Source organism: Haloactinopolyspora sp. (assembly GCF_027324685.1).
Classification (GTDB): Bacteria; Actinomycetota; Actinomycetes; order Jiangellales; family Jiangellaceae; genus Haloactinopolyspora.
Genome location: NZ_DAHVSH010000078.1, coordinates 21,636 through 42,598, shown reverse-complemented (window position 1 = coordinate 42,598; position 20,963 = coordinate 21,636). Strand labels below are relative to the sequence as shown.

The window sequence follows — 20,963 nt, the reverse complement described above, 5'->3', positions numbered from 1 at the left end:
TGCCCGATCGTCGTACGTGGCTTCGTCAACCCGCGTGCCGACGAGGCTCGTCGTCCTCGTCTGCGACGTACTGCGAGTAGTCGTCGGCCTCGGTGTCGTCGTTGCCACGGTCGCCGTCGGTTCCCAACTCTCGCTGCAACGCGTCGAAGTCGGTGTCAAGCGTTTGGTACTTCAACCGACGGGCGACCTTCGTCTGCTTGGCCTTGGCCCGGCCGCGCCCCATAGGGTCGACCCCCTCGCACAAAACTGGGGCGGCCAGCAATCCGGACGCCCTCGTTTCCCTTCGAATGACATCTGCTCGTACCTATAACGGTACAGGAGCCGGCGCTGTTCCGCCTCATCCGGGTGGACAGCGAGTCCGCGAGTCGTCATCTATGCAGGTGAATGTCCCTCAGGCGGGCTACGTCGGCGATCCGCCGCTCGGCGAGCCGGTCGGCGGCGACGGCCGGTGGGACGCCGTCGCCGGCGGCCAAAGTGAAGATCTCGCGGGTCGTGTCGAAGATGCGTGCCGCCTTGTTCTTGGCGCGTTCGAATGAGAAGCCGTGTAGTTCGTCGGCGACCTGGATGACGCCACCGGCGTTGACCACGTAGTCCGGCGCATACAGGACACCGGAGCCGTCGAGGCTCTTCTCGATGCCTGGGTGCTCCAGTTGGTTGTTCGCCGCACCGCACACCGCCGAGACACCGCCGGTGACCAAGGCCTTGACCACGTCGTCGTCGAGCGCACCGCCGAGGGCGCAGGGCGCGTACACGTCGATGCCTGCACGCAGCAGGGCCTCGGTGTCGTCGACCACCTCGACCTCGGGGTGCGCTTCACGCACGCTGGCCAGCGCCGACGGTGAGACGTCAGTGACCACCACGGAGGCGCCGTCCTCGACCAGCAGTCCGGCGAGTTTGGACCCGACCTTGCCGACGCCGGTGATGCCGATCTTGCGTCCAGCCAGGCTGGTGGTGTTCCACAGGTGCTGGGCGCACGCGCGCATGCCCTGGTACACGCCGAACGACGTCAGCACGCTGGAGTCGCCGGCACCGCCCTCGGCCGGCGAGCGGCCGGTGACGTACTGGCACTCGCGGGCGATGACGTCCATGTCGGCCACGTAGGTGCCGACATCGCACGCGGTGATGTAGCGCCCACCCAGCGACTCGACGAACCGCCCGTACGCGCGCAGCAAGGTCTCGGTCTTGTGCAGGCGAGGGTCGCCGATGATGACGGCCTTGCCGCCGCCGTGATCAAGCCCGGCCAAGGCGTTCTTGTACGTCATGCCCTGCGACAAGTGCAGGACGTCGTCGAGCGCGGCCTGCTCGGAGCCGTACGGATAGAACCGGGTGCCGCCGAGCGACGGCCCGAGAGCTGTGGAGTGGATGGCGATGATGGCCCGCAGCCCGCTGGCTGCGTCCTGGCAGAAGACCACCTGTTCGTGCCCGGTGGTGCGAGCGAAAACCAGTGGCGACGCGTCGGTCATGGTGGCGACCCTTTCACGTCCGGGCCCGCGGGGTGGTGCGGGCGACGACGATGTCGCATTCACTCTAGTGTTGCGCGCAGGGGCAGGAACGCCCGGAGGGGTGGATCAAGGAGGCCACGATGAAACGCTGGCGTGGCAATCCCTGGGCGATTCTGCTGACGCTGTGTCTCGGCTTCTTCATGACGCTGCTCGACGTCACGATCGTCAACATCGCGATCCCGAGCATGATGTCCGGCCTGGTCGCGTCGTTGGACGAGATCCTCTGGGTCATCAACGCGTACGTGATCATGCTCGCCGTCCTCGTCATCACGACCGGGCGGCTGGGCGACATGCGCGGACAGCGCAAGATGTTCATGCTCGGTATCGCGGTGTTCACCGCGTCGTCGCTGGCGTGCGGTCTGGCTCCCGGGCCGGCCGCGCTCATCGCGGCCCGGGTGGCCCAGGGCGTGGGCGCGGCCATCCTCCTGCCGCAGACGTCGGCGTTGCTCATCACGACGTTCCCACCGCACAAGCGCGGCGCCGCCTTCGGGATCTGGGGAGCTGTCGGAGGAGCGGCCACCGTGGCCGGGCCGACGCTCGGCGGGCTACTGGTCACCGTCGGGGACTGGCCGTGGATCTTCTTCGTCAACATCCCCATCGGTGTCCTCGTGTTCGTCATGGCGTGGCAGATCATCCCGGAGCGGGGTCGACGGGCGCAGCGTTCGCTCGACCTGCCTGGCGTGCTCCTCGCGAGCGTCGCGCTGGTCTGCGTGACCTTCGCGCTGGTCGAAGGGGAGCGGTTCGGCTGGGGCCAGGTGTGGAAGTTCGTCTCCATTCCGGCGTTGCTGGTGGTGGGCGTGGTGCTCAGCGCCGTCTTCCTGCTGGTGCAGGCCCGTCGGCAGCAGCACGAGCCGCTCATCCCGTTCACGCTGTTCGGTGACCGCAATTATTCGATCATGAACGGCGTCGCGGCCCTGGTCTCCATCGCGATGATCGGAACCTTCCTGCCGGTGACGATCTATCTGCAGGATGTGCTCGAGTTCAGCGCCTTGGAAGCCGGGCTGACCATGGCGCCGCTGTCGGGGATGTCGTTGCTGGTGTCGCCGTTCGCCGGCCGGCTGACCGACCGGATCGGCGGCAAGTTCATCCTGATGAGCGGCCTGTCGCTGTTCGGTGGCGGCATCACCGGCTTCCTGCTGGTGGCCAGTGCGGACGCTACTTGGTCGGTCTTCCTGCCGTGGCTGCTCGTCGCCGGTTTCGGGCTCGGCTGCCTGTTCGCGCCCATGAACACCGTGGCGATGCGGAACGTGCGTGACACGGTCGCCGGCGCGGCTTCGGGCGTGCTCAACACCACCCGGCAGATGGGGCAGGTGATGGGTAGTGCCGTCGTCGGTGCGGTGTTGCAAAGCCGCCTTTCCGCCAGCCTTCACGCCGAAGCGATTGACGCTGCAACTGAATTGCCGTCGCCCGAACGTGAACCTTTCGTCCAGAGTTTTTCCCGCGCCGCAGAGGGAGGTCTGCAGGTCAGCGCGGGTCAGGACGGTATTGACATAGCTCTTCCACCGGGAGTTCCGGAAGAAGTCGTGCGAAAGATCGGCGAAATGGCCCACGATGTGTTCGTTCAGGGCTATGTTGATGCGATGAAGGCGACGTTGATCGTTCCGATCGCTTCGGTGGCTTGTGGTGCCGTGCTGTGTCTGGCAGTCAAGCGGAGGCGAACGGGGCGTGGCGCGTCGGGCGAGGGTGTCGGCGCCGGGACGACCTCCCATGCTGACTGAGTCCGACCTGACACGACTTGGGTTGGTTCGCGGCTTACGTCAACCTTACGTAGGCTTGCGTACGCCATGGGCGACATCGTCCGAATGGACGATTGAGTCCAACCGTACGGCGGTGCCCCTCGCGGTTGGTTATGCGGTGAAATATCCCGTGCGGCGGGAACGACCCGCTGTGGTTCTAAGGAGGTGACGATGGCGACCAGGACACAAGACGCCGAGCCCCTCCTCACTCCTGCCGAGGTGGCGGCAATGTTCCGGGTGGATCCAAAGACTGTGACGCGGTGGGCCAAGGCCGGCAAGCTCACGTCGATCCGGACTCTCGGTGGCCACCGGCGGTACCGTGAGTCCGAGGTCAGGGCGCTTCTCAACGGGCAGGGCCCGGCTGTGGAGCGCGTTGAGGTCGGCGAGCTCTGAAGGGGTGAGGCCCGCTCGGCAAGGTACTCGCGCCTGGCGAGTGTCGAGCGGTGTTTGGTGAAGTCAAAGGTCGGGCCCGTAGGCGGCGGGCCGGTAGGGGGCAGTGCGCGTCATCGCGTGAAACATGTGTGATTCGTCAGGCGCGGATCACACGGGCAGTGGTCGGCGTCGCAGGTGCGATCAACCGTCGTCCTTTCGAGGATTCGACGTGATCGAGCACACCGAGAAGCCGCCAGACGTCGACACGGGCGGCGGGGATCTGAATCGCCGCCCGTGTCCGAGTCAGCAATCAGATTCACCTCGTACATGTTCGGCTGGTCGAGCTCGTTGTGATGCTCCCGGCCGGTCTAGCGCGGACGTTCGTCAACGTCGATACGCGGCACTGAACTGGTGGGCGTTGTTGCGTGCGGAGCCAACACCCACACGGTTGGCAACTGCTCGGACATCGTCGCAGTCTGCTCGATGGTCATTGCTGCGCGATGGCGAGCCGGGCGCTGAGCGCGACGAACGCGCCCGCGAAGGTGCGGCGCATCCACGCCATGACGCGCGGGCGCGAGAGGACGTGAGAGCGGACCACTGCGGCGAGCTTGCCGTACCCGACGAACACCACGAACGTCAGCGCCATGAAGACCGCACTCAGTTCGACCATTCGCGGCAACGCGCCGGGCGCTCCGATGCTGACGAATTGCGGCAGGAAAGCGAAGAAGAAGATCGTGAGCTTCGGGTTGAGGATGTTGATGAGAATGCCCGAGCCGATCACCTTCGCGATGGATCGAGGCGCGGCCTCTGCCTCGGCAGTGAACGCACCCGTGTCGCGCAGAGTGCTCCACGCCATGAACAGTAGGTAGGCCACACCCAGGTACTTGAGGACCTGGAATGCGGTCGCGCTCGTGTGCAGCAGGGCGGCCAGGCCGGTGATGGCCGCGACCATGTGGGGAACGATGCCCAGCGTGCATCCAACCGCCGCCACGACACTTGCCCTTGCGCCGCGCGAGAGTCCGGCGGCCATCGTGTACAGCACGCCGGTGCCCGGAATGGCGACGACGATCAGTGACGTGACGAGGAACTCGATGCTCACGGTTGCTGCTCCCTCGATCCGGCCACCCTCCTAGCACGCGGTACTCTACCGCTTTCCGGCTGCTCTGAAACGGCCTGCCGGTACCGACGATGCTCAGCCGGGGCGAAATCAGACACGGGTGCTGAGCGTGGCTGGCGCGACGAAGCCTGCTGGTATGAGATCGGGATCGTCGCGACGAGCTTTCTTGTGATTGAACAGCGCACGATCGACGCGTGCAATCGCATGTGTGGTGAACTCTCTCCACCGTTCGGCACCAGCTCCTGGCGGCGCGTGGTCCGCGGTGACGACGGCCGTGCTGAACGAAACCGTGCACGGGAGCGCGGTGCACAGTGCATCGCGCAGGCTGTTTACGTCGTCGTCGAACTCGCGGCCACTCCCGGTCTCTGCGACAAGGACCAGTTCGTCGCCGCCGAAGGTCGCCATGCAGGCATGGTTGGGACCAGCTTCATGCAGCCAGCATCGTGCCACCGTCCCAAGTCGTCTCATCAGCGCGTTCCCGGCAAGATGCCCGAAGGACTCGACGTCGACCGAGTTGGCGTCTTCGACGTAGGCCTTGAGATTGTCCACGTCCCCGATCGCGAGTCCGACGGTCCTTCGAGCCCGGCACTCGGTTGCCAGCATCTCCGGCAAGGCAGGGTAGAAGTTGGTCCACGCCACCAATCCCGTGATTGGGTCGTCCCGGGCTTCGACTCGCAGGCGCCCTTGGTCGGGCGGCGGAAATCGTCTCGAGCGATCGGCCTCACGATCCAGACTGCGTCGCCAGACTGGTTTCATCGCGCACTTCCCACGGGTGTAGCCGATCCGCGGCAGTGGCCAGCGCTGACAGCACCGGCCAAGCTTCGGGCAACGGCGTATGAGGAAATCGCTGCGACCACAGCCAGCGGACCTTTCCCGACGGTAGACGCGACGGTGGTGCCAGCACGGTGGCATCGGAGGCCAGTCGGCTCACTGCGCTGTTGTGCGCCTTGATCTGAGGGACCGGGCCGGACAATGAAGCGGTTGCCATGAGCCACCGCCCGTTCGGCTGGCGCATGACTGGCGGCCAGATTTGTGGGCCGCTCTGCTCCAGATATCGCATTCCCAGGGCTCCGATCTCGCGCGGTACACCAGAGATCGACCGTTGGCGATGGGCCGATCATCACGTTCGGTGGCGTTGGACCCGTCCACGCTGCCTCGATGTCGGCGAGGGTCCTTAGGGGTGATGATCGCTGCGTCTCGGGGAGCGGGTGATCGCCGGGACTGATGCACGGCTCTGTCCCGCACGCGCACTGCCATCGTTGGCCAGGCGAAAGCCAGGTTCGAAGTCCACTTCGGCGGACCATTCCGCTGGCAGGAGTCACGGGCATCCCGCGTCGTGTGTACGACAACGCAGCTTCGAGTAGCCGGTTCTGCGTGGTGGGCATCGGTCAATGCACCGCCTTCCGATTCGGTCCTCGAACCTACCGTCTCTGTGATCATCTCTGCCCCTCTCGTGGTCACCATCTGTTTCACCAACAGATCGGCGATTGCACCGGTGGTGTACGTGCATGCAAATCCGGCCATCTCATCTGCCAAGACCAACCGGAGCAGTGACAGTCGCTACGGGCTTCATCTGACTGCTTGCCTTCTGCCAGCGCCGGCCGGCTCACCGCGGTTTGCCTCCCGAACAATCAGTCCGGTATGCGCCTCCATCGACCACACCACCCACAGGTGCGGTTTACGTGCCTGGGCTCGTCAGAACAACTTCTCCGGAGAAGTTGACGTATAGATATATCGCTCATCTCCGGAGAAGGCAAGGTTCTAGTCCAGAACGTATTGTGTTCTCCGGAGAAACACGGGAAGGATGGTCGGTATGAACCACCTGCCCGAACTCGATCCCAAAGACCAGCGGCCCAAGAATCAGCAGATCGCGGCTGTGCTCCGACAGGCCATAGAGTCTGGCGACCTGCGGCCGGGGGACCGGGTGCCCGGTGAGAACGTCCTCATGGACCGGTACGGAGTCGCGCGGTGGACAGCGCGCGAAGCTCTCGCGGCTGTAGCGAACCTGGGACTCATTACGAAGATCCCGAAGGTGGGCACCTTCGTCGCCGACCGGCGACGCCTCGAACGTCGGCCCCGCCGCTACCGACGGACCAAGGCGGCTGGCGAGTTCGCCACCGAGGCGCGCGCGGCTGGAATGAACCCTAGAGTCGAAGCCGACAGTGAGAAGACCACGGCGCCGCCCGACATCGCCGAGCGTTTGAAGATCACGATCGGCAGTGCCGTGATGCGCACTCACTACAGATTCCTCGCCAACGAGCGTCCAATACAGACCTCGATCTCCTACGAGCCTCTGAACATCACCGAGGGAACGGCCGTCGAAGTGCCCGAGGATGGACCGATGGCTGGGGCCGGCGTCATCGCCCGCATGGACTCGATCGGCGTCCGCATCACACATGTGAGCGAGGAAGTCGCAATCCGACCACCGTTCCAGGAAGAAGCCGACACTCTCGAAATTCCAGCCGGGGTGCAGGTCTTCGACATCTGGCGAACTCTCATGACGGACGGGCGGCCGGTCGAGGTCGCCAACATCATCATCCCGGGAGACCGGTACGTCCTGGCGTATCAGTTCACAGTCCCTGACGGCGATAGTGACCCCGCCACCATCTAATTCCGTCTCGCGTGTGCGCGTCGCAAGACGAGGCGGCCCTAGGGTTGTCCCATGTGTCCTTGCCCGACCGGGTCGCGGTCGAAGGTCGTCCTTCTGTGTGGAGTGGCTGGTTCCGGCAAGACGACGTACGCCAAGCGCTTAGAGGCCTCCGGCTACACCCGGCTGTCGATCGACGAACACATCTGGCAGCACGCTGGGCGGTACGGGATCGATTACGAGCCACAGGAGTACGAGAGGCTCCAGGGCGAGGCTGAGACCGCACTGCGTGAGCGACTGGTTCGGCTGGTCACCGATGGTCGAGACGTTGTCGTCGATTTCAGCTTCTGGCAGCGCGCACGTCGAGACCAGTACAAGTCACTCGTCGAGCGGGCCGGTGGCACGTGGCGACTGATCTACCTCAAGGTCAATGCCGACGAAGTGCGCCGGCGACTCAAGGAGCGAGCTGGCCGGTTCGACGCCAACGCTGCGTTCCCGATCACGGACCAGGTACTCGAGCAGTATCTGGCGGGCTTCGAAGAACCGGACGGCGAAGGCGAGGAAGTGATCGACCAGGATTCGTACAGAGCCGTCTGAGGCCTAGGCCGTGCCATGCAGCGCGCTGCCTCAGGCACCCGCATCGCATGCTGCCTCGCCCGCATATATCGCTTGGCACCGGGCCCAACGCGCGATGTGCCATGCGCGTGCGACCAAGAAAAGATGAAACGACACCGGTGCACGCTAGCCAGCGCCCGGTATCGACGCTGGTGAAACGGTGGACAGGGGCGGGTTCGATCCGCCGACCTTCCGCTTTTCAGGCGGACGCTCTTCCAACTGAGCTACCTGTCCTCGGTGTGGCGTGACGAGTTTAGCTGACAGGCGGCGTACGGGTGAAATCGCGGGGGAGATCACTCGCCGCGCCGCTGTGCCTCCTTCTCCAACCGGGCGAGGTAGGCGTTGTAGGCCGCCCGCTCGGCTTCGTCGTCACCCTCGCGCCGGTCGAAACGGCGGGCTTCGCGTTCGTCGGAGCGATACCACTGGACGAACAGGATGATGATCACGATGACACCGGGGACCTCGCCGGTGGCCCACGTGATCTGGCCGGCCAACGTCTGGTCGGCGAGGGTGTCCGGCAGCCACCCGATGCCGTCGCGAAGGTCGCGGTAGTAGTCGCCGGCGATCAGCTGCGACGACTCCATCAACGCCAACCCGAAGAACCCATGCATCGCGACAGCGAGCAGATGTACGACGACTCTCGCCGGGTACGGGGGACGTTTGGGCAGCGGGTCGATGCCGATCAGGATCTCGAAGAAGAGGTAGCCCACCAGCAGGAAGTGCATGCTCATGAGCAGGTGGCCGGTGTGCTCGCGCATCGCAGCCTCGAACAGGCCGCTGAAGTAGACCATGAACGAGCCGGTCGCGAACAGCGTCAACGCCACCAGCGGGTTGGTGAGCACACGCACCACCCGGCTGTTCAGGACGGCGAGGATGATCTCGCGTGGGCCGATGTCGCCTCGACGGGCTGGCCCGATGGCGCGTAGGGCGAGGGTGATCGGGCCGCCGAGCACCAGAAGGATGGGGCACACCATCATCAGCGTCATGTGCTGGACCATGTGCACCGACATCATCGTCATGCCGTAGGTCTGCAGTCCGGACAGACCGGCGAAAGCGACGATCGCGATGCCGGACATCCAGGCGATCGTGCGGCCGACCGGCCAGCGGTCGCCGCGGCGATGCAAGCGCCACACCCCGCCCGCGTACAGCAGGAATGCGCACAGGCAGCCGATCGAGAACAGCGCGTCCGGGTAGATCTCGGTGAAGATGCGGCTGACGCTGAATTCCGGCGGCAGCGGATAGCCGAGCAGGTCGCGGGCCGGGGTGAGCACGGCCGGCGTGTCCGGGACCGGCGGTTGTGACCGGCTCAAGGCCACCGCCAGGCCGACGGCTGCGCCCATGATGACGATCTCACCGGCAGCCAGCCGCCGGAAGGCACCCCGCCGCCCGGCTTCCAGCACCGGCAATGTCCGGTTGCGGTGCATGTATCCGACGACGCCGAGGGCGACCAGTGCCACGATCTTCCCGAACATGATCAGGCCGTAGCTGGTCGTGAACACCTCGGTGATCGAGTTGAACCGGACCCACGCGTTCACCACGCCGCTGGCGCCGACGAGCACGAAGCAGCCCAACGCCACCGCGGAGAACGCCCGCGCGGCGCGCGGCAACTCCCGCCCACGCCGTCCGGCGTACCAGGCGACGGCGATGAGACCCCCGACCCACAGCGCCATCGCGATCAGGTGCACCAGCAGCGAGATGGTGGCCGAATGGTGGTAGTCGCCTGACGAGGAATGCCCGATCAGGCCCAACGGCACGAGTGTCCCGATGCCCAGACACAGCAGAGCGATCGCACCGCCGTGCCCGACGGTGAGCCGGGCCGCCGGGACGATCGTCAAGGCCAGGACGAACACGGCGGCGTAGGCCTGGCCCTGGATGACGCTGCCGGTGTATGACGTGAACGCTTGACCGGCCAGCGCCTCACCGAGCGGGCGCCCGACGAGATCGGACAGAGTCAGCAGGTGCACGGTGGCGGCGGCGCCCGCCAGCACGAGCGCCGCCCACGAGGCAGCCCGCAGTGCGCGTAACGCGTCGCCACCGAGCTCACCGTTGCGGACCGGCAGCACGGTCGCCAGCCCGAGCATGCCGATCACCACAGCCGCCGACCCGTCGAGTACCGCCTTCGCAATCGGCAGTCCCCACCGGGTCAGCTCGCCGGGATCACCCAGCCCGGGAACCGACGGCGTCGTGCCGCCACCACCGAGGTACAACGCAACGACCAGCACGACGACAGCCACACCGGCCGCCGCGGCGCCCCATCGTCGCGTCGGCGGTGCGTCGGCGGTCGTCGATCGTGCTGTCGTCGTCATCAAGAACCAGTGTCCTCCGTGTCCCCGCCGCGGCGACCACCGACTGCGACGAAGGTGACCCCCGCGACCACCAGGGCGGCGAGCGCCACCACGAGGACGACGACCAGCGTGCTGGGTCCGCCCCCGCTGTCGTCCGCGCTTGCGGGTTCGGCGGCGTCGCTCTCGGCGTCGGCAGGCTCGTCGTCGGTCGGCGGCTCACTGGCCGGGGTGTCTGTGGGTGGTGCGGCTTCGTCGGCCGAACCGCCCGCACTGACCGTGAACGTCAACTCGCCGCTGACCGGATGGCCATCGGACGAGACGATCCGATACGAGATCGTGTAGTCACCGTCGGGTAGCTCACCGACGGGCTGGGTGACGGTGGGGCCGCTGACCTGCGCTTCGCCGTCCTGGACCGGCGTCTCGTCGGCGTCGAGGACCGCCACCTGCGCGAAGCGGTCCTGAATGGCGTTGTTGAACGTCAGCGTCACGGCGTCGGGCGCCTCGGTGACGGTGGCGCCGTCCTCGGGCGACGACCCCACCAGAACGTCATGGGCTGCGGCCGGCGACGCGCCGGGCCCACCGATGGCGAGCCCGGCAAGCATCGCTGCGGCAACGGCTGTAGCGAACCTACGCACGTCGCCGCCTGATCGCCGCTGCCCCGAGACCGAGGCCGGCTGCGCCGACCACGACGCCGCCGATGCCGACGCCGCGAGCGAGATCGTCCGACGTGCTGACGTCGCTGGTCGTGGCCTGGTCATCGTGGCCATGCCCACCGCCGGAGCCGGCTGTCTCGTCTGCCTCGACGACGGTCAACGCCGGTGCCGGCCGCGCGGGCTCGTCGTCGGCGGGCTCCATGTCCCACCGGACGACCTCGCCGTCGTCGTAGGTCTGGATGGCCGGGAACAAGTACGTGCCGGGCTCGGGCAGCGGCCCGACGGAGATGGCGAACTCGTCGAACTCCTCCGGCCCGATGCTGACGCCGTCGTCGGCGGTCCACGTCACCGACGTGACGGCCTCCTCGAGCGTGTAGTCACCAACCTCGACCGGTTCGGGAAACTGTTCGGTGGTGAGTTCGGCCGTCCAGCCGGGATGCGGCTGGACGCGAACGGACGGGAACGGCGTGTCCGCGGGGAGGTCCAGGCGTACGGCGGTGGTCCCGGCGGTGTCGGATTCGTTCGGTACCCGGACGGTGATCTTGGTCCACGAGCCCGCGGCGTCGGTGTCCGGGTGGATGGTGACATGAGCGGCAGCGGCTGCCGCGGAGGCCACGGTGACGACGGCGACGCCGCCCGCGGCGAGCCCGACGCGCGTGAGCGCACGAGAAAACATGGTCATGAAAAGTCCCTTACGCACGATGATGAATCCGCCAGGCCGAGCAGGCGTGCCGCCTTCGGCCCACAGCGGTGGGTGTCGTCAGCTGTGCGCAGGGGCTGGTGGGCCGCGCCACGGCGTGGCGGTCATCAGCAGAACGACGTGCGGCGCCGGAGCGCGACGCGGCGTGTGCAGCGCGTGGGCGCGCCACGGCTGGCCCGGCTCGACCAGGAGCCGTCGAACCCGGGTCAGCAGGATCGTTTCCGACAGCGCCGCCATCGACCAGGCGACGGCTTCGGCGCCGGACAGCACTACCGTGAGCACACCGGCGGCGACGACGTGGGCGATGAGCATCGCGTGGTCGGGCACGATGGCGGTGTCATGGTGGCCGGCGAGTACCAGCAGGACGTGCAGCAGCGGTTGGGACGCCAGCAGGAGCGCACCGATCTCGGCCGGGGAGCGGCGTCGGTCGGCCAGGCCGACACAGGCGATGCTGAGCAACGCCGCGACGAGGATGAACCCCGCGTGGGTGGGCATGGCGCCCCCGGCGGCGACATGTGCCGCAGTCGGTAGGAACAGACAGGCTGCGGACATGGTGAGCCCGCGCGTCACCCGCGCTCGGCCACGTCCCAATCCACGCACACTGCCACTGTATCCACCGTCCGGACGGCTGATGTCGGCAGGCGTTCGTCGCACCACCAGGCGTTGTGGCGCCTCACGAGGCGTGCACGGGTGGTGCGGCAGGGATTCGCCAAGTGAACATGATCATTTCGACGTCAGGTTGGCGAGGGTTGCGGCGAGAGCTCGGACACCGGCCAGGCAGTCGTCGCGCTCGGCGAACTCCGCCGGCGCGTGCGAGATGCCGGTCGGATTGCGGACGAACAGCATTGCGGTTGGGATTCCGGCTGCGTGGAAGATCCCGGCGTCATGTCCAGCGCCGGTGTCCAGCAGCGGTGCCGGAGCGTCCGGTTCGCCCGCAGCGGCTGCGACTCGTGCGGCCAAGGCGGCGTCGAACACCGTCGGTGGTGTCCACGACTCTCCAGTGGGCGTGAACCCAGCCAGCTCACTCACGACGGCGTGGACGGCGGCTTCCTCGCGGGCCCGGCAGTCCAGCCAGGCGCGCACCTGGGAGGGGATGGCGTTGACGCCGTTGGGCGTCACCTCGACCTTGCCCACCGTCGCGAGCGCGCCATGCTGCGCCGCCGCCTGGCGGGCGACCTGGATCAAGGTGGCCAGGTCGAGCATCGGGTCGCGGCGTTCGTCCAGCGGGGTGGTCCCCGCGTGGTTGGCCGCCCCGGTCAGCGTGACTCGCCATCGGCCGTGCGGCCAGATGCCGCTGGCCACGCCAACGGGACGGTCGAGGTGGATCAAGCCACGGCCCTGCTCCACGTGCAGTTCGACGAACGTCGCGACGCGGCGTAGCGCTTCGGCGTCCGGGCCCAGCGACGCGGCGTCCGACCCTGCGCGGGTCACCGCCTCGGCCAGGGTGACGCCGTCGGCGTCGGTGAGCGCCAGCGCCCGCTCGACGGGCAGGGCGCCGGTCAGCAGCCGCGACCCGGTGCAGGCGACGCCGAACCGCGCACCTTCCTCGTCGGCGAACGCGGCGATGCCGATCGGTCGCGACGGCGTCCACCCCTGCTCGCGCAGGAGGTCCACGGCAGCGAAGGCCGACACGACACCCAGCGGTCCGTCGAACGCACCGCCACCGGGGACGGAGTCGAGGTGGCTGCCGGTGACGACGCCGGGCCCGTCGGCGTCCGGATCGCCCCACCAGGCCCACTGGTTGCCCGCCCGGTCGACGACGCAGCTCATGCCCCGCCGCGCCGCCTCGGCGGCGAACCACTCGCGGAGCGCGGCGTCCTCGGCGGTCCAGGCGAACCGGTGGTAACCACCGTCCGCGCTCCGGCCGATCGGCTCTAACTCGGCCCACATCGTGTCGAAAGTGCTGGTCATACGCGCCGGTGTCGTCACGCTTGCGCCTCGTCGAGCATCGGGACGTGCACGCCGCGCTCACGGGCCACCGCTGCCGCATCCTCGTAACCGGCATCGACGTGGCGCAGCACCCCGGTCGCGGGATCGTTGGTCAGGACCCGTTCGAGCTTGGCCGCGGCCAGGTCGGTGCCGTCGGCGACACTGACCTGCCCGGCGTGGATCGAGCGCCCCATACCGACACCACCGCCGTGATGAATCGACACCCACGATGCCCCCGATGACGCGCTGGTCAGCGCGTTCAGCAGCGGCCAGTCGGCGATGGCATCCGAACCGTCGGCCATCGCCTCGGTCTCGCGATACGGGGAGGCGACCGAGCCCGCATCGAGGTGGTCGCGGCCGATGACGATCGGTGCGGAGATCCGTCCCTCGGCGACCAGCTCGTTGAAGCGCAACCCGGCCTGGTGCCGCTCGCCGTAGCCGAGCCAGCAGATCCGCGCCGGCAGCCCCTGGTACGGCACGCGTTCCTGCGCCGCGCGGATCCACCGCGCCAGGTGGTCGTCGTCGAACAGGTCGAGCACCGCCTCGTCGGTCACCGCGATGTCGCGCGGGTCCCCCGACAGCGCTGCCCACCGGAACGGCCCCTTGCCCTGGCAGAACAGCGGGCGGATGTAGGCCGGAACGAAGCCGGGGAAGGCGAAGGCACGGTCGTAGCCGCCCTGCCGGGCCTCGTCGCGCAGGGAGTTGCCGTAGTCGAACACTTCCGCGCCCGCGTCGAGGTAGCCGACCATCGCTTCGACGTGGCGGACCATCGACGCGCGGGCCCGCTCGGTGAATTCGGCCGGGTTGCGGGCGGCGTAGTCGTGCCAGTCCTCGACGGTCACGCCCTCGGGCAGGTACGACAGCGGGTCGTGGGCGGAGGTCTGGTCGGTGACGACGTCGGCCTCGACGCCGCGGCGCAGCAGCTCGGGCAGCACCGTGGCGCAGTTGCCGATCAACCCGACCGACAACGCGCGCCGGTCGGCCTTGGCGGCCTCCACCCGCCGGACCGCGTCGTCCAGGTCGTCGGCGACGACGTCGAGGTAGCGCTGCTCGGCCCGCCGATTCAGCCGGGTGGCATCGACGTCGACGACCAGGCAGACCCCGCCGTTGAGCGTCACCGCCAGCGGCTGCGCGCCGCCCATGCCGCCACAGCCGCCGGTGACGGTGAGCGTGCCGGCCAGCGTGCCGCCGAAGCGTTTCGCCGCGACCGCGGCGAGGGTCTCGTAGGTGCCCTGCAGGATGCCCTGGGTGCCGATGTAGATCCACGACCCGGCGGTCATCTGGCCGTACATCGTCAGGCCGAGCTGCTCGAGGCGGCGGAACTCCGGCCACGTCGCCCAGTCGCCCACGAGGTTTGAATTGGCGATGAGCACCCGCGGAGCCCACTCGTGAGTGGTCAGCACGCCGACCGGCTTGCCCGACTGCACCAGCAACGTCTCGTCGTCGCCGAGCGTGGTGAGCGTACGGACGATGGCGTCGAAACTGCGCCAGTCGCGGGCGGCGCGCCCGGTGCCGCCGTAGACGACGAGGTCGTCGGGGCGTTCGGCGACCTCCGGGTCGAGGTTGTTCATCAGCATCCGCAGCGGGGCCTCGGTCTGCCAGCTACGCGCGGTGAGCTCGGTACCGCGTGGGGCCCGGACGACTCGGGCGGCGGCCTCGGTCATGGTCGGCTCCTTGGGTGGTGGTGAGTTCAGCGCAGCGCACCGACGACGTCAGCGGCTGCTGTTGTGATCACACCGGCGCGGATGCGTTCGACGACGGCGTCGATCTCGGGGGACACGTAGCGGTCGGGCCCGGGGCCGGCAACGGCGTCGCGTACCGCGTCGCGTACGGCGGCGGTCCCGGGCGCTGGGGTCAGTGGCATGCGTAGGTCCAGGGCACGCGCAGCGGTCAGGATCTCGATGGCGAGTACCCGGGTGAGCCCGTCGACAGCCCGGCGCAGCTTGCGCGCACCCGCCCAGCCCATCGAGACGTGGTCCTCCTGCATCGCCGACGACGGAATGGAGTCCACCGACGACGGGACGGCGAGGCGCTTGAGCTCGGACACGATGCCCGCCGAGGTGTACTGGGCGATCATGTGCCCGGAGTCGACGCCGGGATCGTCGGCGAGGAAGGCCGGCAAGCCCTGGTTGCGGGCGACGTCGAGCAGCCGGTCGGTGCGCCGCTCGGCGATACCGGCGACGTCGGCGACCGCGATGGCGAGGAAGTCGAGCACATAGCCGACCGGCGCGCCGTGGAAGTTGCCGTTGGATTCCACTCGCCCGTCGGCGGTGATGACCGGGTTGTCGATGACGGCGGCGAGCTCGCGTTCGGCCACGCCGCGTGCGTGTTCGACGGTGTCGCGGGCTGCTCCGTGCACCTGGGGTGAGCAGCGCAGCGCGTAGGCATCCTGAACCCGAGTGCAGTCCGGCGTGCGGTGGCTGGCCATGATGGCCGACTCGGCGAGCAGCGCGCGCAGATTGGCCGCGGCGGCGGCCTGGCCGGGATGTGGCCGGAGCCGGATCAGGTCGTCCGAGAAGACGGCATCGGTGCCCAGTGCCGCCTCGACGCTCATTGCGGCGGCGATGTCGGCGGTGGTCAGGAGGAGATCGAGGTCGTGCAGCGCGAGGATCAGCTGGCCCAGCATCCCGTCGGTGCCGTTGATCAGCGCCAAGCCTTCCTTCTCGGCCAGCGTCACCGGGGTCAGGTGTGCGGCCGCCAGCGCTTCGGCGGCCGGACGCCGGATGCCGTCGGCGTCGTGTACCTCACCCTCGCCGGTCAGCGCCAGCGCACAGTGGGCCAGCGGCGCGAGATCGCCGGAACAGCCCAGGGAGCCGTATTCGTACACGATCGGGGTGATGTGGTGGTTGAGCAGGTCGGCATAGCGGGTGGCTGTGACCGGGCGGACGCCGGTGCGGCCCGTGGCGATCGTGGACAGCCGCAACAGCATGAGCGCACGCACGACTTCGCGTTCCACCTGCGCGCCCGAGCCTGCGGCATGCGAACGGATCAGGCTCGCCTGCAGCGCGGCGCGGCGCTCGGCCGGAATGTGGCGGGTCGCCAGCGCGCCGAACCCGGTGGAGATGCCGTAGTGCGGTGCGTCGTCGAGGGCGAGCTCCTCGACCACGTCGCGACCGGCGGCGATAGCGTCGAGTGCGCTGGCGGTGAGGGTCACGGGTGCGTCGTGGCGGGCCACGGCGACCACGTCGGCTGCCGTCACCGGGCCGGCGCCCACCTCGACGGGAGCGACGGAGAAAGTGGTCGACATACCCACATTGCACCGCCGTCGTTCGTGCGGTGGTACCACTTCGGCCGCGATTGTGTCTGGGATTTCAGACACAATCGCGGCCGTGGGTCAGCGGTCGGGTGCCTCAGCGGTTGCCGCGACGGCCCTTGAACCGCTGCTGGGCCATCACCTGGCTCTGCCGGACTTCACGGCGCTTGCTCAGCGACGCCGTCGTCGGGGTGATCGGTGCCGCCTTGCCCTTGCGCTGCGCTCGACGCGCAGCCCGGTTCGACGGCGCCGCGGAGTCGGCGTGCGGGGCGTGGTGGTTGGTAGACATGGGACCTCCTGTGATGCTCGAGAGCATGGCCAGACCGCTACGTCTGTCACGAGCCACGGCATGAACCGATGCTCTGGGGACAGTGCGGATGGCGGTGGCGCAGATCCGTCAGCGGAATCGCTGTGACAGGCGCCCAGGAGAAATCACATGCTGACGAAGCTACCGGTCCTCCCGACTGCGGCCAACAGGTTTTTCACCAGGCACGATGCGCTCTTGGAGAGTGGCGGTCCGCGCCCGGAGTTGGGGCGGCAGGAGGTGTCGACTGGTGTTCGGGGGGTCGTGAAGATCGTCGTGCGTGGAAGTGCTGGTTTGGGGGGTCGTGAAGATCGTCGTGCCGGAGAATGCCGCTATAGGGCGCACTTTGGGGCACGACGATCTTCACGACTGCCTGGTTCGGCGGGTTGCCGCACGACGATCTTCACAACCGGCTGGTTCGGCCAGGCTGATCCGGCGATGAGCCTCAGGATCACCTGATCCGGTCAATGGTGAAGATCGTCGTGCGTGGAAGTGCTGGTTTCGGAGGTTGTGAAGATCGTCGTGCCGGAGAATGCCGCTATAGGGCGCACTTTGGGGCACGACGATCTTCACAACCCCTCATGCGGTCAGGTTTCCCACGACGATCTTCACGGCCGGCGGACGTGACCCGCTCGTTCGGCCGGCCATACCATGACGATCTTCACGACCATCTCGAGCTGCCTGCGCCCAGCTCAGCGAATCGGCATCCGACAGCCGGTGCCACGCGGGCCGCTGAACGGTCGTCCCATCCACGAACGGCAGCACGCCCCCGAAGCACCACGAGGCGTTCGCCTGCACCAAGAGGCGTACACGGGTGGTGCAGCAGGCGAATGCCTAGTGAACATGATCATTTAACGGCAGGCGGTAATGTCTGGGATGCCAGACGAGGAGAGCCGATGGGGCAGAGCAGCAGGGTGCCCGCGCTACGGCACGGGATCCGGATCGTGCGGCACCTGGCGCGGCTCGGCGGACCGGCTCCGGCCTCGGCCATCGCAGAAGCACTCGGCCTGCCGCGCTCCACGGTCTATCACCTGCTCGCCGAACTGGAACGCGAAGGGCTCGTGGTGCACCTGCACGAGGAGCGCCGGTACGGGCTGGGGCTGGCGGCCTACGAACTCGGGTCGGCCTATACGCGTCAAGCCCCGCTGGCCAGGCTCGCCCGGCCGCTGTTGGGCCGCCTGGTCGACGACGTCCGCCACAGTGCGCACCTGGCGGTCCTGCACGGCCGCGAGGTGCTGTACCTGCTGGAGGAACGTGTCCCGGGCGGACCCTCGCTGGTCACCGACGTCGGCGTGCGCCTGCCGGCCCAACTGACGGCCAGCGGTCGCGCCATCCTGGCCGGTCTGGTACCGGCACAGGTCCGTGCCCTGTTCCCGGACGCGGCGTCGTTCGCCGACCGGCACGGCGCGGGGCCGCGCAGCCTGTCCGAGTTGCGGCGGGTGCTCAGCGGCGTGCGCCAGCGCGGCTATTCGACGGAAGACGGTGAGGTGACGCCGGGCCTGGCTTCCGTCGCCGCAGCTGCGACCGACCACACCGGCTACCCGGTGGCCGCGGTCGCCGTCACGTTCCCGCGCGAGGCGGTAGAGGGTGACGACTGGTCGTCGGTGGCAGCCGCCGTCGATGCGACGGCTGTGGAGTTGACCCGGCGCCTGGGTGGAGGCGGAAGCGGCGCCGTCAGTCGCCGTCAGTAGCGCGTACGACGGCCACCGGGTGGGTGGCGTGGTGCAGGACGGCCAGGCTCACCGAGCCGAGAAGCATGCCCCGGAACCCGCCGCGGCCACGAGAGCCCACCACCGTCAACGCGGCTTCTCGGCCGGCGTCGGCCAGAACGGTCGGCGGATGCCCCGGCACCGCGCGAGGCTCGACGTCGACGTTCGCCGTGTCGTCCTCCCGGGCCTGCTCCAGGACATCGGCAACCAACCGGGTGGCGTCGCGGCGGGCGTCGTCGTCGATGCGCTGGGCGAGCTTGGCGTCGTGCAAGGTCACGACGTACTCCGGTCCGGAGTACACGGTGAGCGCGATCACCGGGGCGTCGCGAAGCTTGGCTTCGCGTAAGGCGAAGCGCATCGCAGCGGCACCATGGACCGAACCGTCGACGCCGACCAGCACGGGGCCGTCGGCGTTCGGCGAGGACGACCCCTCCCGCACGACGACCGTGGGGCACGAGGCCCGGGCCGCGACCCGGGTGCTCACCGATCCCAGGAACACCGAGCCGAACATGCCGAGCCCTCGACTGCCTACGACCACGAGGTCAGCGTCTTCGGAGGCGGAGAGCAGCGTCGGCGTGGCTGGGCGCAACGAGAGTTCGGTGCGCACCTGCAGGCCGGGAACGTGATGCTCGGCCTGTTCTTGCGCGTGTTTCAACAGGGCTTCGGCGCGGTCACGGAGGTCGTCGCTGGGCGGCAACGGAACCGTGCGATCGAACGGCATCACGACCAGCGGCATGTGCAGGGCGTAGATGATGCGCAGCGGACTGCCGCGTTGAGCCGCGGCATCGGCAGCCCACTCCAAAGCCGTTGCGCTCTCGGCTGAACCATCCACCCCGACGATGACGTCCGACACAGTCGCACGCTCCTCTTGTCGACAATGTGCCAGGTCATACCCGTTATAGACCGAAGTACACGGTGCCGTCACCGTCGATCGACCCGGCGCCTAGGACCTTCGACCCTGACAGTGGATATTCGCGAACGGTCACCATGTGCACATGGATTCGGTAGACCTCGAAGCGGATGGGCTGGAGACCTTGAGTGCGCAGGAATGCTACGCGCTCCTCGAAACCGTGCCCATCGGCCGCATCGTCTTCACCGAGGCTGCACTGCCTGCTATCCAACCGGTGAATTTCGTCGTCGACGGGCCCGCCATCGTGCTGCGGACCGGCATTGGTTCCAAACTCGCTGCCGCGGCGCGCTCGGCGGTCGTCGCGTTCGAGGCGGACTCTTACGACAGCGAGGGTCTGACCGGCTGGTCTGTCGTGTTGATCGGGCGAGCCGAGGCAGTCGCGGACGCCGCCGAGCTCGAGCGGCTGCGCCAGCTGGCTCTGACACCGTGGGCCTTGGGCGTGCGCCCGCACTACATCCGGATCGTGCCCGAGATCGTCCGCGGCCGCCGGATTCGAAGTTCCGTCACGGCCGTCTAGCCGACTCGTCCGGCCGACTCGGCGCGGACGCGGTAGGTCCACTCAGCAGCGACCCCGGGAGCCATGAGGGGCACGGCGCCCGGGGTCGGTCCAGGTGACCGGCTTCGCGGTCACGTGAGCCACGGATGCTCACGCACCACGGTGAGACGCTGCCAGGCTCGGCCGAGGCCGAGGTACCGCCCGGCGCCGAGCATCGCCAGGGCGACCACCGTGATGGCCTGTGTCACGTGATCATCGATGATCGGGTTGGTCTCCAGCGGCAGCGAAGCGGCGTACATCAGCAGCAACAGCACGGCTGCCGAGCCGGCGGCGATCCACATGCCGATGCCGAGTATCAGGGCCACACCGATGCCCAGCAGTCCGATCATGAACAGCCAGTCCACCCAGGTCTGGCCGGCGAGGTCGTTGAACAGCGAACCGAAGGGGCCTTCGACGGCGCTGAGGTATCCGGTGGTGGGGCTTCCTCCGTCGATCCAGGCGCCCTCCGACGGCGTCGAGTAGCCGAGTCCGAACGTCTTGTCCAGGAAGGCCCAGAGGAAGTACCAGCCGATCGCGATGCGGAGCAGTCCCAGAACGTAGCCGGCGGCCGGGGCGATCACGTCGGACGTGGTGGCCGGTCGGGGAGCGGCGTGCGTCTGCGCCGACTCACTGGTCTCGGGGTCATGGCGTGGCAACGACTCGAACGCCATCATCACCAGGGTCCTTCTCAGCTCGGTGGATCGAACAAAGTGCGGTGCTCATGGTCAGTGCACCGCATTCGCGACGCCGTCGCGG

21 protein-coding genes and 1 tRNA gene are annotated in these 20,963 nt (G+C 68.1%); 6 read left to right on the top strand and 16 right to left on the bottom strand.

Annotated features, from left to right (window positions below; all coding sequences use genetic code 11):
- Positions 1 to 25: 25 nt before the first annotated feature.
- From M6444_RS08650 to M6444_RS08640, 3 genes are all read right to left on the bottom strand, one after another.
- Positions 26 to 223, bottom strand: a complete 198-nt coding sequence (locus M6444_RS08650; RefSeq protein ID WP_298325617.1) for a DUF3073 domain-containing protein — start codon at positions 221 to 223, stop codon at positions 26 to 28.
- A 145-nt stretch (positions 224 to 368) separates the two neighbouring features.
- Positions 369 to 1,463: a Glu/Leu/Phe/Val dehydrogenase dimerization domain-containing protein gene (locus M6444_RS08645; protein ID WP_298325614.1), complete on the bottom strand. Its 1,095-nt coding sequence runs from the start codon at positions 1,461 to 1,463 to the stop codon at positions 369 to 371.
- A gap of 64 nt (positions 1,464 to 1,527) precedes the next feature.
- Positions 1,528 to 1,752, bottom strand: coding sequence for a hypothetical protein (locus M6444_RS08640; protein ID WP_298325665.1), 225 nt, complete (start codon positions 1,750 to 1,752; stop codon positions 1,528 to 1,530).
- Between M6444_RS08640 and M6444_RS08635 the strand changes: the two genes are divergently transcribed.
- A complete protein-coding gene (locus M6444_RS08635; RefSeq protein WP_298325662.1) occupies positions 1,643 to 3,220 on the top strand; it encodes a DHA2 family efflux MFS transporter permease subunit in 1,578 nt (525 codons plus the stop codon). The two genes, M6444_RS08640 and M6444_RS08635, sit on opposite strands and share 110 nt — an antisense overlap.
- Positions 3,221 to 3,409: 189 nt before the next feature.
- The gene (locus tag M6444_RS08630; RefSeq protein WP_298325610.1) at positions 3,410 to 3,631 is read left to right on the top strand and encodes a BldC family transcriptional regulator; all 222 of its coding nucleotides are present in this window, start codon (positions 3,410 to 3,412) and stop codon (positions 3,629 to 3,631) included.
- Positions 3,632 to 4,097: 466 nt separating this feature from the next.
- On the opposite strand, the gene M6444_RS08625 is transcribed toward M6444_RS08630, so the two are convergent.
- Both M6444_RS08625 and M6444_RS08620 read right to left on the bottom strand, forming a co-directional pair.
- Positions 4,098 to 4,709, bottom strand: coding sequence for a LysE family translocator (locus M6444_RS08625; RefSeq protein WP_298325606.1), 612 nt, complete (start codon positions 4,707 to 4,709; stop codon positions 4,098 to 4,100).
- Positions 4,710 to 4,817: 108 nt separating this feature from the next.
- Positions 4,818 to 5,483 carry a GGDEF domain-containing protein gene (locus M6444_RS08620; protein ID WP_298325603.1) on the bottom strand — a complete coding sequence of 222 codons (666 nt, stop codon included), beginning with the start codon at positions 5,481 to 5,483 and terminating at the stop codon, positions 4,818 to 4,820.
- Between the two features lie 1,057 nt (positions 5,484 to 6,540).
- On the opposite strand from M6444_RS08620, the gene M6444_RS08615 reads away from it, so the two are divergent.
- Both M6444_RS08615 and M6444_RS08610 read left to right on the top strand, forming a co-directional pair.
- A complete protein-coding gene (locus M6444_RS08615) occupies positions 6,541 to 7,338 on the top strand; it encodes a GntR family transcriptional regulator (RefSeq protein WP_298325602.1) in 798 nt (265 codons plus the stop codon).
- A gap of 51 nt (positions 7,339 to 7,389) precedes the next feature.
- On the top strand, positions 7,390 to 7,911 hold the full coding sequence (locus M6444_RS08610) for an ATP-binding protein (RefSeq protein ID WP_298325600.1): 522 nt from the start codon (positions 7,390 to 7,392) through the stop codon (positions 7,909 to 7,911).
- A 179-nt stretch (positions 7,912 to 8,090) separates the two neighbouring features.
- Here M6444_RS08610 and M6444_RS08605 read toward each other — a convergent pair.
- From M6444_RS08605 to M6444_RS08565, 9 genes are all read right to left on the bottom strand, one after another.
- Positions 8,091 to 8,163, bottom strand: a tRNA-Phe gene (locus tag M6444_RS08605).
- A gap of 59 nt (positions 8,164 to 8,222) precedes the next feature.
- Entirely contained in the window at positions 8,223 to 10,235 is a 2,013-nt protein-coding gene (locus M6444_RS08600; RefSeq protein WP_298325596.1) for a cytochrome c oxidase assembly protein, read from the bottom strand.
- Positions 10,235 to 10,849 (bottom strand): copper resistance CopC family protein, encoded by a 615-nt coding sequence (locus M6444_RS08595; protein ID WP_298325594.1) that lies wholly within the window; start codon positions 10,847 to 10,849, stop codon positions 10,235 to 10,237. The genes M6444_RS08600 and M6444_RS08595 overlap by 1 nt, the downstream gene beginning before the upstream one ends.
- The gene (locus M6444_RS08590) at positions 10,842 to 11,549 is read right to left on the bottom strand and encodes a YcnI family protein (RefSeq protein WP_298325591.1); all 708 of its coding nucleotides are present in this window, start codon (positions 11,547 to 11,549) and stop codon (positions 10,842 to 10,844) included. The genes M6444_RS08595 and M6444_RS08590 overlap by 8 nt, the downstream gene beginning before the upstream one ends.
- Before the next feature lie 78 nt (positions 11,550 to 11,627).
- Positions 11,628 to 12,167, bottom strand: coding sequence for a hypothetical protein (locus M6444_RS08585; protein ID WP_298325589.1), 540 nt, complete (start codon positions 12,165 to 12,167; stop codon positions 11,628 to 11,630).
- 123 nt (positions 12,168 to 12,290) lie between these two features.
- Positions 12,291 to 13,478, bottom strand: a complete 1,188-nt coding sequence (locus M6444_RS08580) for an allantoate amidohydrolase (RefSeq protein WP_298325587.1) — start codon at positions 13,476 to 13,478, stop codon at positions 12,291 to 12,293.
- Between the two features lie 14 nt (positions 13,479 to 13,492).
- On the bottom strand, positions 13,493 to 15,160 hold the full coding sequence (locus tag M6444_RS08575) for a urocanate hydratase (RefSeq protein ID WP_298325582.1): 1,668 nt from the start codon (positions 15,158 to 15,160) through the stop codon (positions 13,493 to 13,495).
- A 26-nt stretch (positions 15,161 to 15,186) separates the two neighbouring features.
- Positions 15,187 to 16,743: a histidine ammonia-lyase gene (gene hutH, locus M6444_RS08570; protein ID WP_298325580.1), complete on the bottom strand. Its 1,557-nt coding sequence runs from the start codon at positions 16,741 to 16,743 to the stop codon at positions 15,187 to 15,189.
- A gap of 103 nt (positions 16,744 to 16,846) precedes the next feature.
- Complete coding sequence (locus tag M6444_RS08565) at positions 16,847 to 17,038, bottom strand: hypothetical protein (protein WP_298325578.1); 192 nt, start codon at positions 17,036 to 17,038, stop codon at positions 16,847 to 16,849.
- A gap of 911 nt (positions 17,039 to 17,949) precedes the next feature.
- Here M6444_RS08565 and M6444_RS08560 point away from each other — a divergent pair.
- Complete coding sequence (locus tag M6444_RS08560; RefSeq protein ID WP_298325575.1) at positions 17,950 to 18,744, top strand: IclR family transcriptional regulator; 795 nt, start codon at positions 17,950 to 17,952, stop codon at positions 18,742 to 18,744.
- Here the strand turns inward: M6444_RS08560 and M6444_RS08555 are convergent.
- A complete protein-coding gene (locus M6444_RS08555; RefSeq protein WP_298325572.1) occupies positions 18,728 to 19,615 on the bottom strand; it encodes a universal stress protein in 888 nt (295 codons plus the stop codon). The two genes, M6444_RS08560 and M6444_RS08555, sit on opposite strands and share 17 nt — an antisense overlap.
- 142 nt (positions 19,616 to 19,757) lie before the next feature.
- On the opposite strand from M6444_RS08555, the gene M6444_RS08550 reads away from it, so the two are divergent.
- On the top strand, positions 19,758 to 20,189 hold the full coding sequence (locus M6444_RS08550; RefSeq protein WP_298325569.1) for a pyridoxamine 5'-phosphate oxidase family protein: 432 nt from the start codon (positions 19,758 to 19,760) through the stop codon (positions 20,187 to 20,189).
- 110 nt (positions 20,190 to 20,299) lie between these two features.
- Here the strand turns inward: M6444_RS08550 and M6444_RS08545 are convergent, their stop codons facing one another.
- A complete protein-coding gene (locus M6444_RS08545; protein ID WP_298325567.1) occupies positions 20,300 to 20,881 on the bottom strand; it encodes a hypothetical protein in 582 nt (193 codons plus the stop codon).
- Positions 20,882 to 20,963 lie beyond the last annotated feature (82 nt).

Bases quoted from the DNA above. Each gene is read 5' to 3' on its own strand.
- M6444_RS08650 (WP_298325617.1), bottom strand. From the start codon at position 223: ATGGGGCGCGGCCGGGCCAAGGCCAAGCAGACGAAGGTCGCCCGTCGG.
- M6444_RS08645 (WP_298325614.1), bottom strand. From the start codon at position 1,463: ATGACCGACGCGTCGCCACTGGTTTTCGCTCGCACCACCGGGCACGAA.
- M6444_RS08635 (WP_298325662.1), top strand. From the start codon at position 1,643: ATGACGCTGCTCGACGTCACGATCGTCAACATCGCGATCCCGAGCATG.
- M6444_RS08640 (WP_298325665.1), bottom strand. From the start codon at position 1,752: ATGATCACGTACGCGTTGATGACCCAGAGGATCTCGTCCAACGACGCG.
- M6444_RS08630 (WP_298325610.1), top strand. From the start codon at position 3,410: ATGGCGACCAGGACACAAGACGCCGAGCCCCTCCTCACTCCTGCCGAG.
- M6444_RS08620 (WP_298325603.1), bottom strand. From the start codon at position 5,483: ATGAAACCAGTCTGGCGACGCAGTCTGGATCGTGAGGCCGATCGCTCG.
- M6444_RS08615 (WP_298325602.1), top strand. From the start codon at position 6,541: ATGAACCACCTGCCCGAACTCGATCCCAAAGACCAGCGGCCCAAGAAT.
- M6444_RS08610 (WP_298325600.1), top strand. From the start codon at position 7,390: ATGTGTCCTTGCCCGACCGGGTCGCGGTCGAAGGTCGTCCTTCTGTGT.
- M6444_RS08600 (WP_298325596.1), bottom strand. From the start codon at position 10,235: ATGACGACGACAGCACGATCGACGACCGCCGACGCACCGCCGACGCGA.
- M6444_RS08590 (WP_298325591.1), bottom strand. From the start codon at position 11,549: ATGACCATGTTTTCTCGTGCGCTCACGCGCGTCGGGCTCGCCGCGGGC.
- M6444_RS08580 (WP_298325587.1), bottom strand. From the start codon at position 13,478: ATGACCAGCACTTTCGACACGATGTGGGCCGAGTTAGAGCCGATCGGC.
- M6444_RS08575 (WP_298325582.1), bottom strand. From the start codon at position 15,160: ATGACCGAGGCCGCCGCCCGAGTCGTCCGGGCCCCACGCGGTACCGAG.
- hutH (WP_298325580.1), bottom strand. From the start codon at position 16,743: ATGTCGACCACTTTCTCCGTCGCTCCCGTCGAGGTGGGCGCCGGCCCG.
- M6444_RS08565 (WP_298325578.1), bottom strand. From the start codon at position 17,038: ATGTCTACCAACCACCACGCCCCGCACGCCGACTCCGCGGCGCCGTCG.
- M6444_RS08560 (WP_298325575.1), top strand. From the start codon at position 17,950: ATGGGGCAGAGCAGCAGGGTGCCCGCGCTACGGCACGGGATCCGGATC.
- M6444_RS08550 (WP_298325569.1), top strand. From the start codon at position 19,758: ATGGATTCGGTAGACCTCGAAGCGGATGGGCTGGAGACCTTGAGTGCG.
- M6444_RS08545 (WP_298325567.1), bottom strand. From the start codon at position 20,881: ATGATGGCGTTCGAGTCGTTGCCACGCCATGACCCCGAGACCAGTGAG.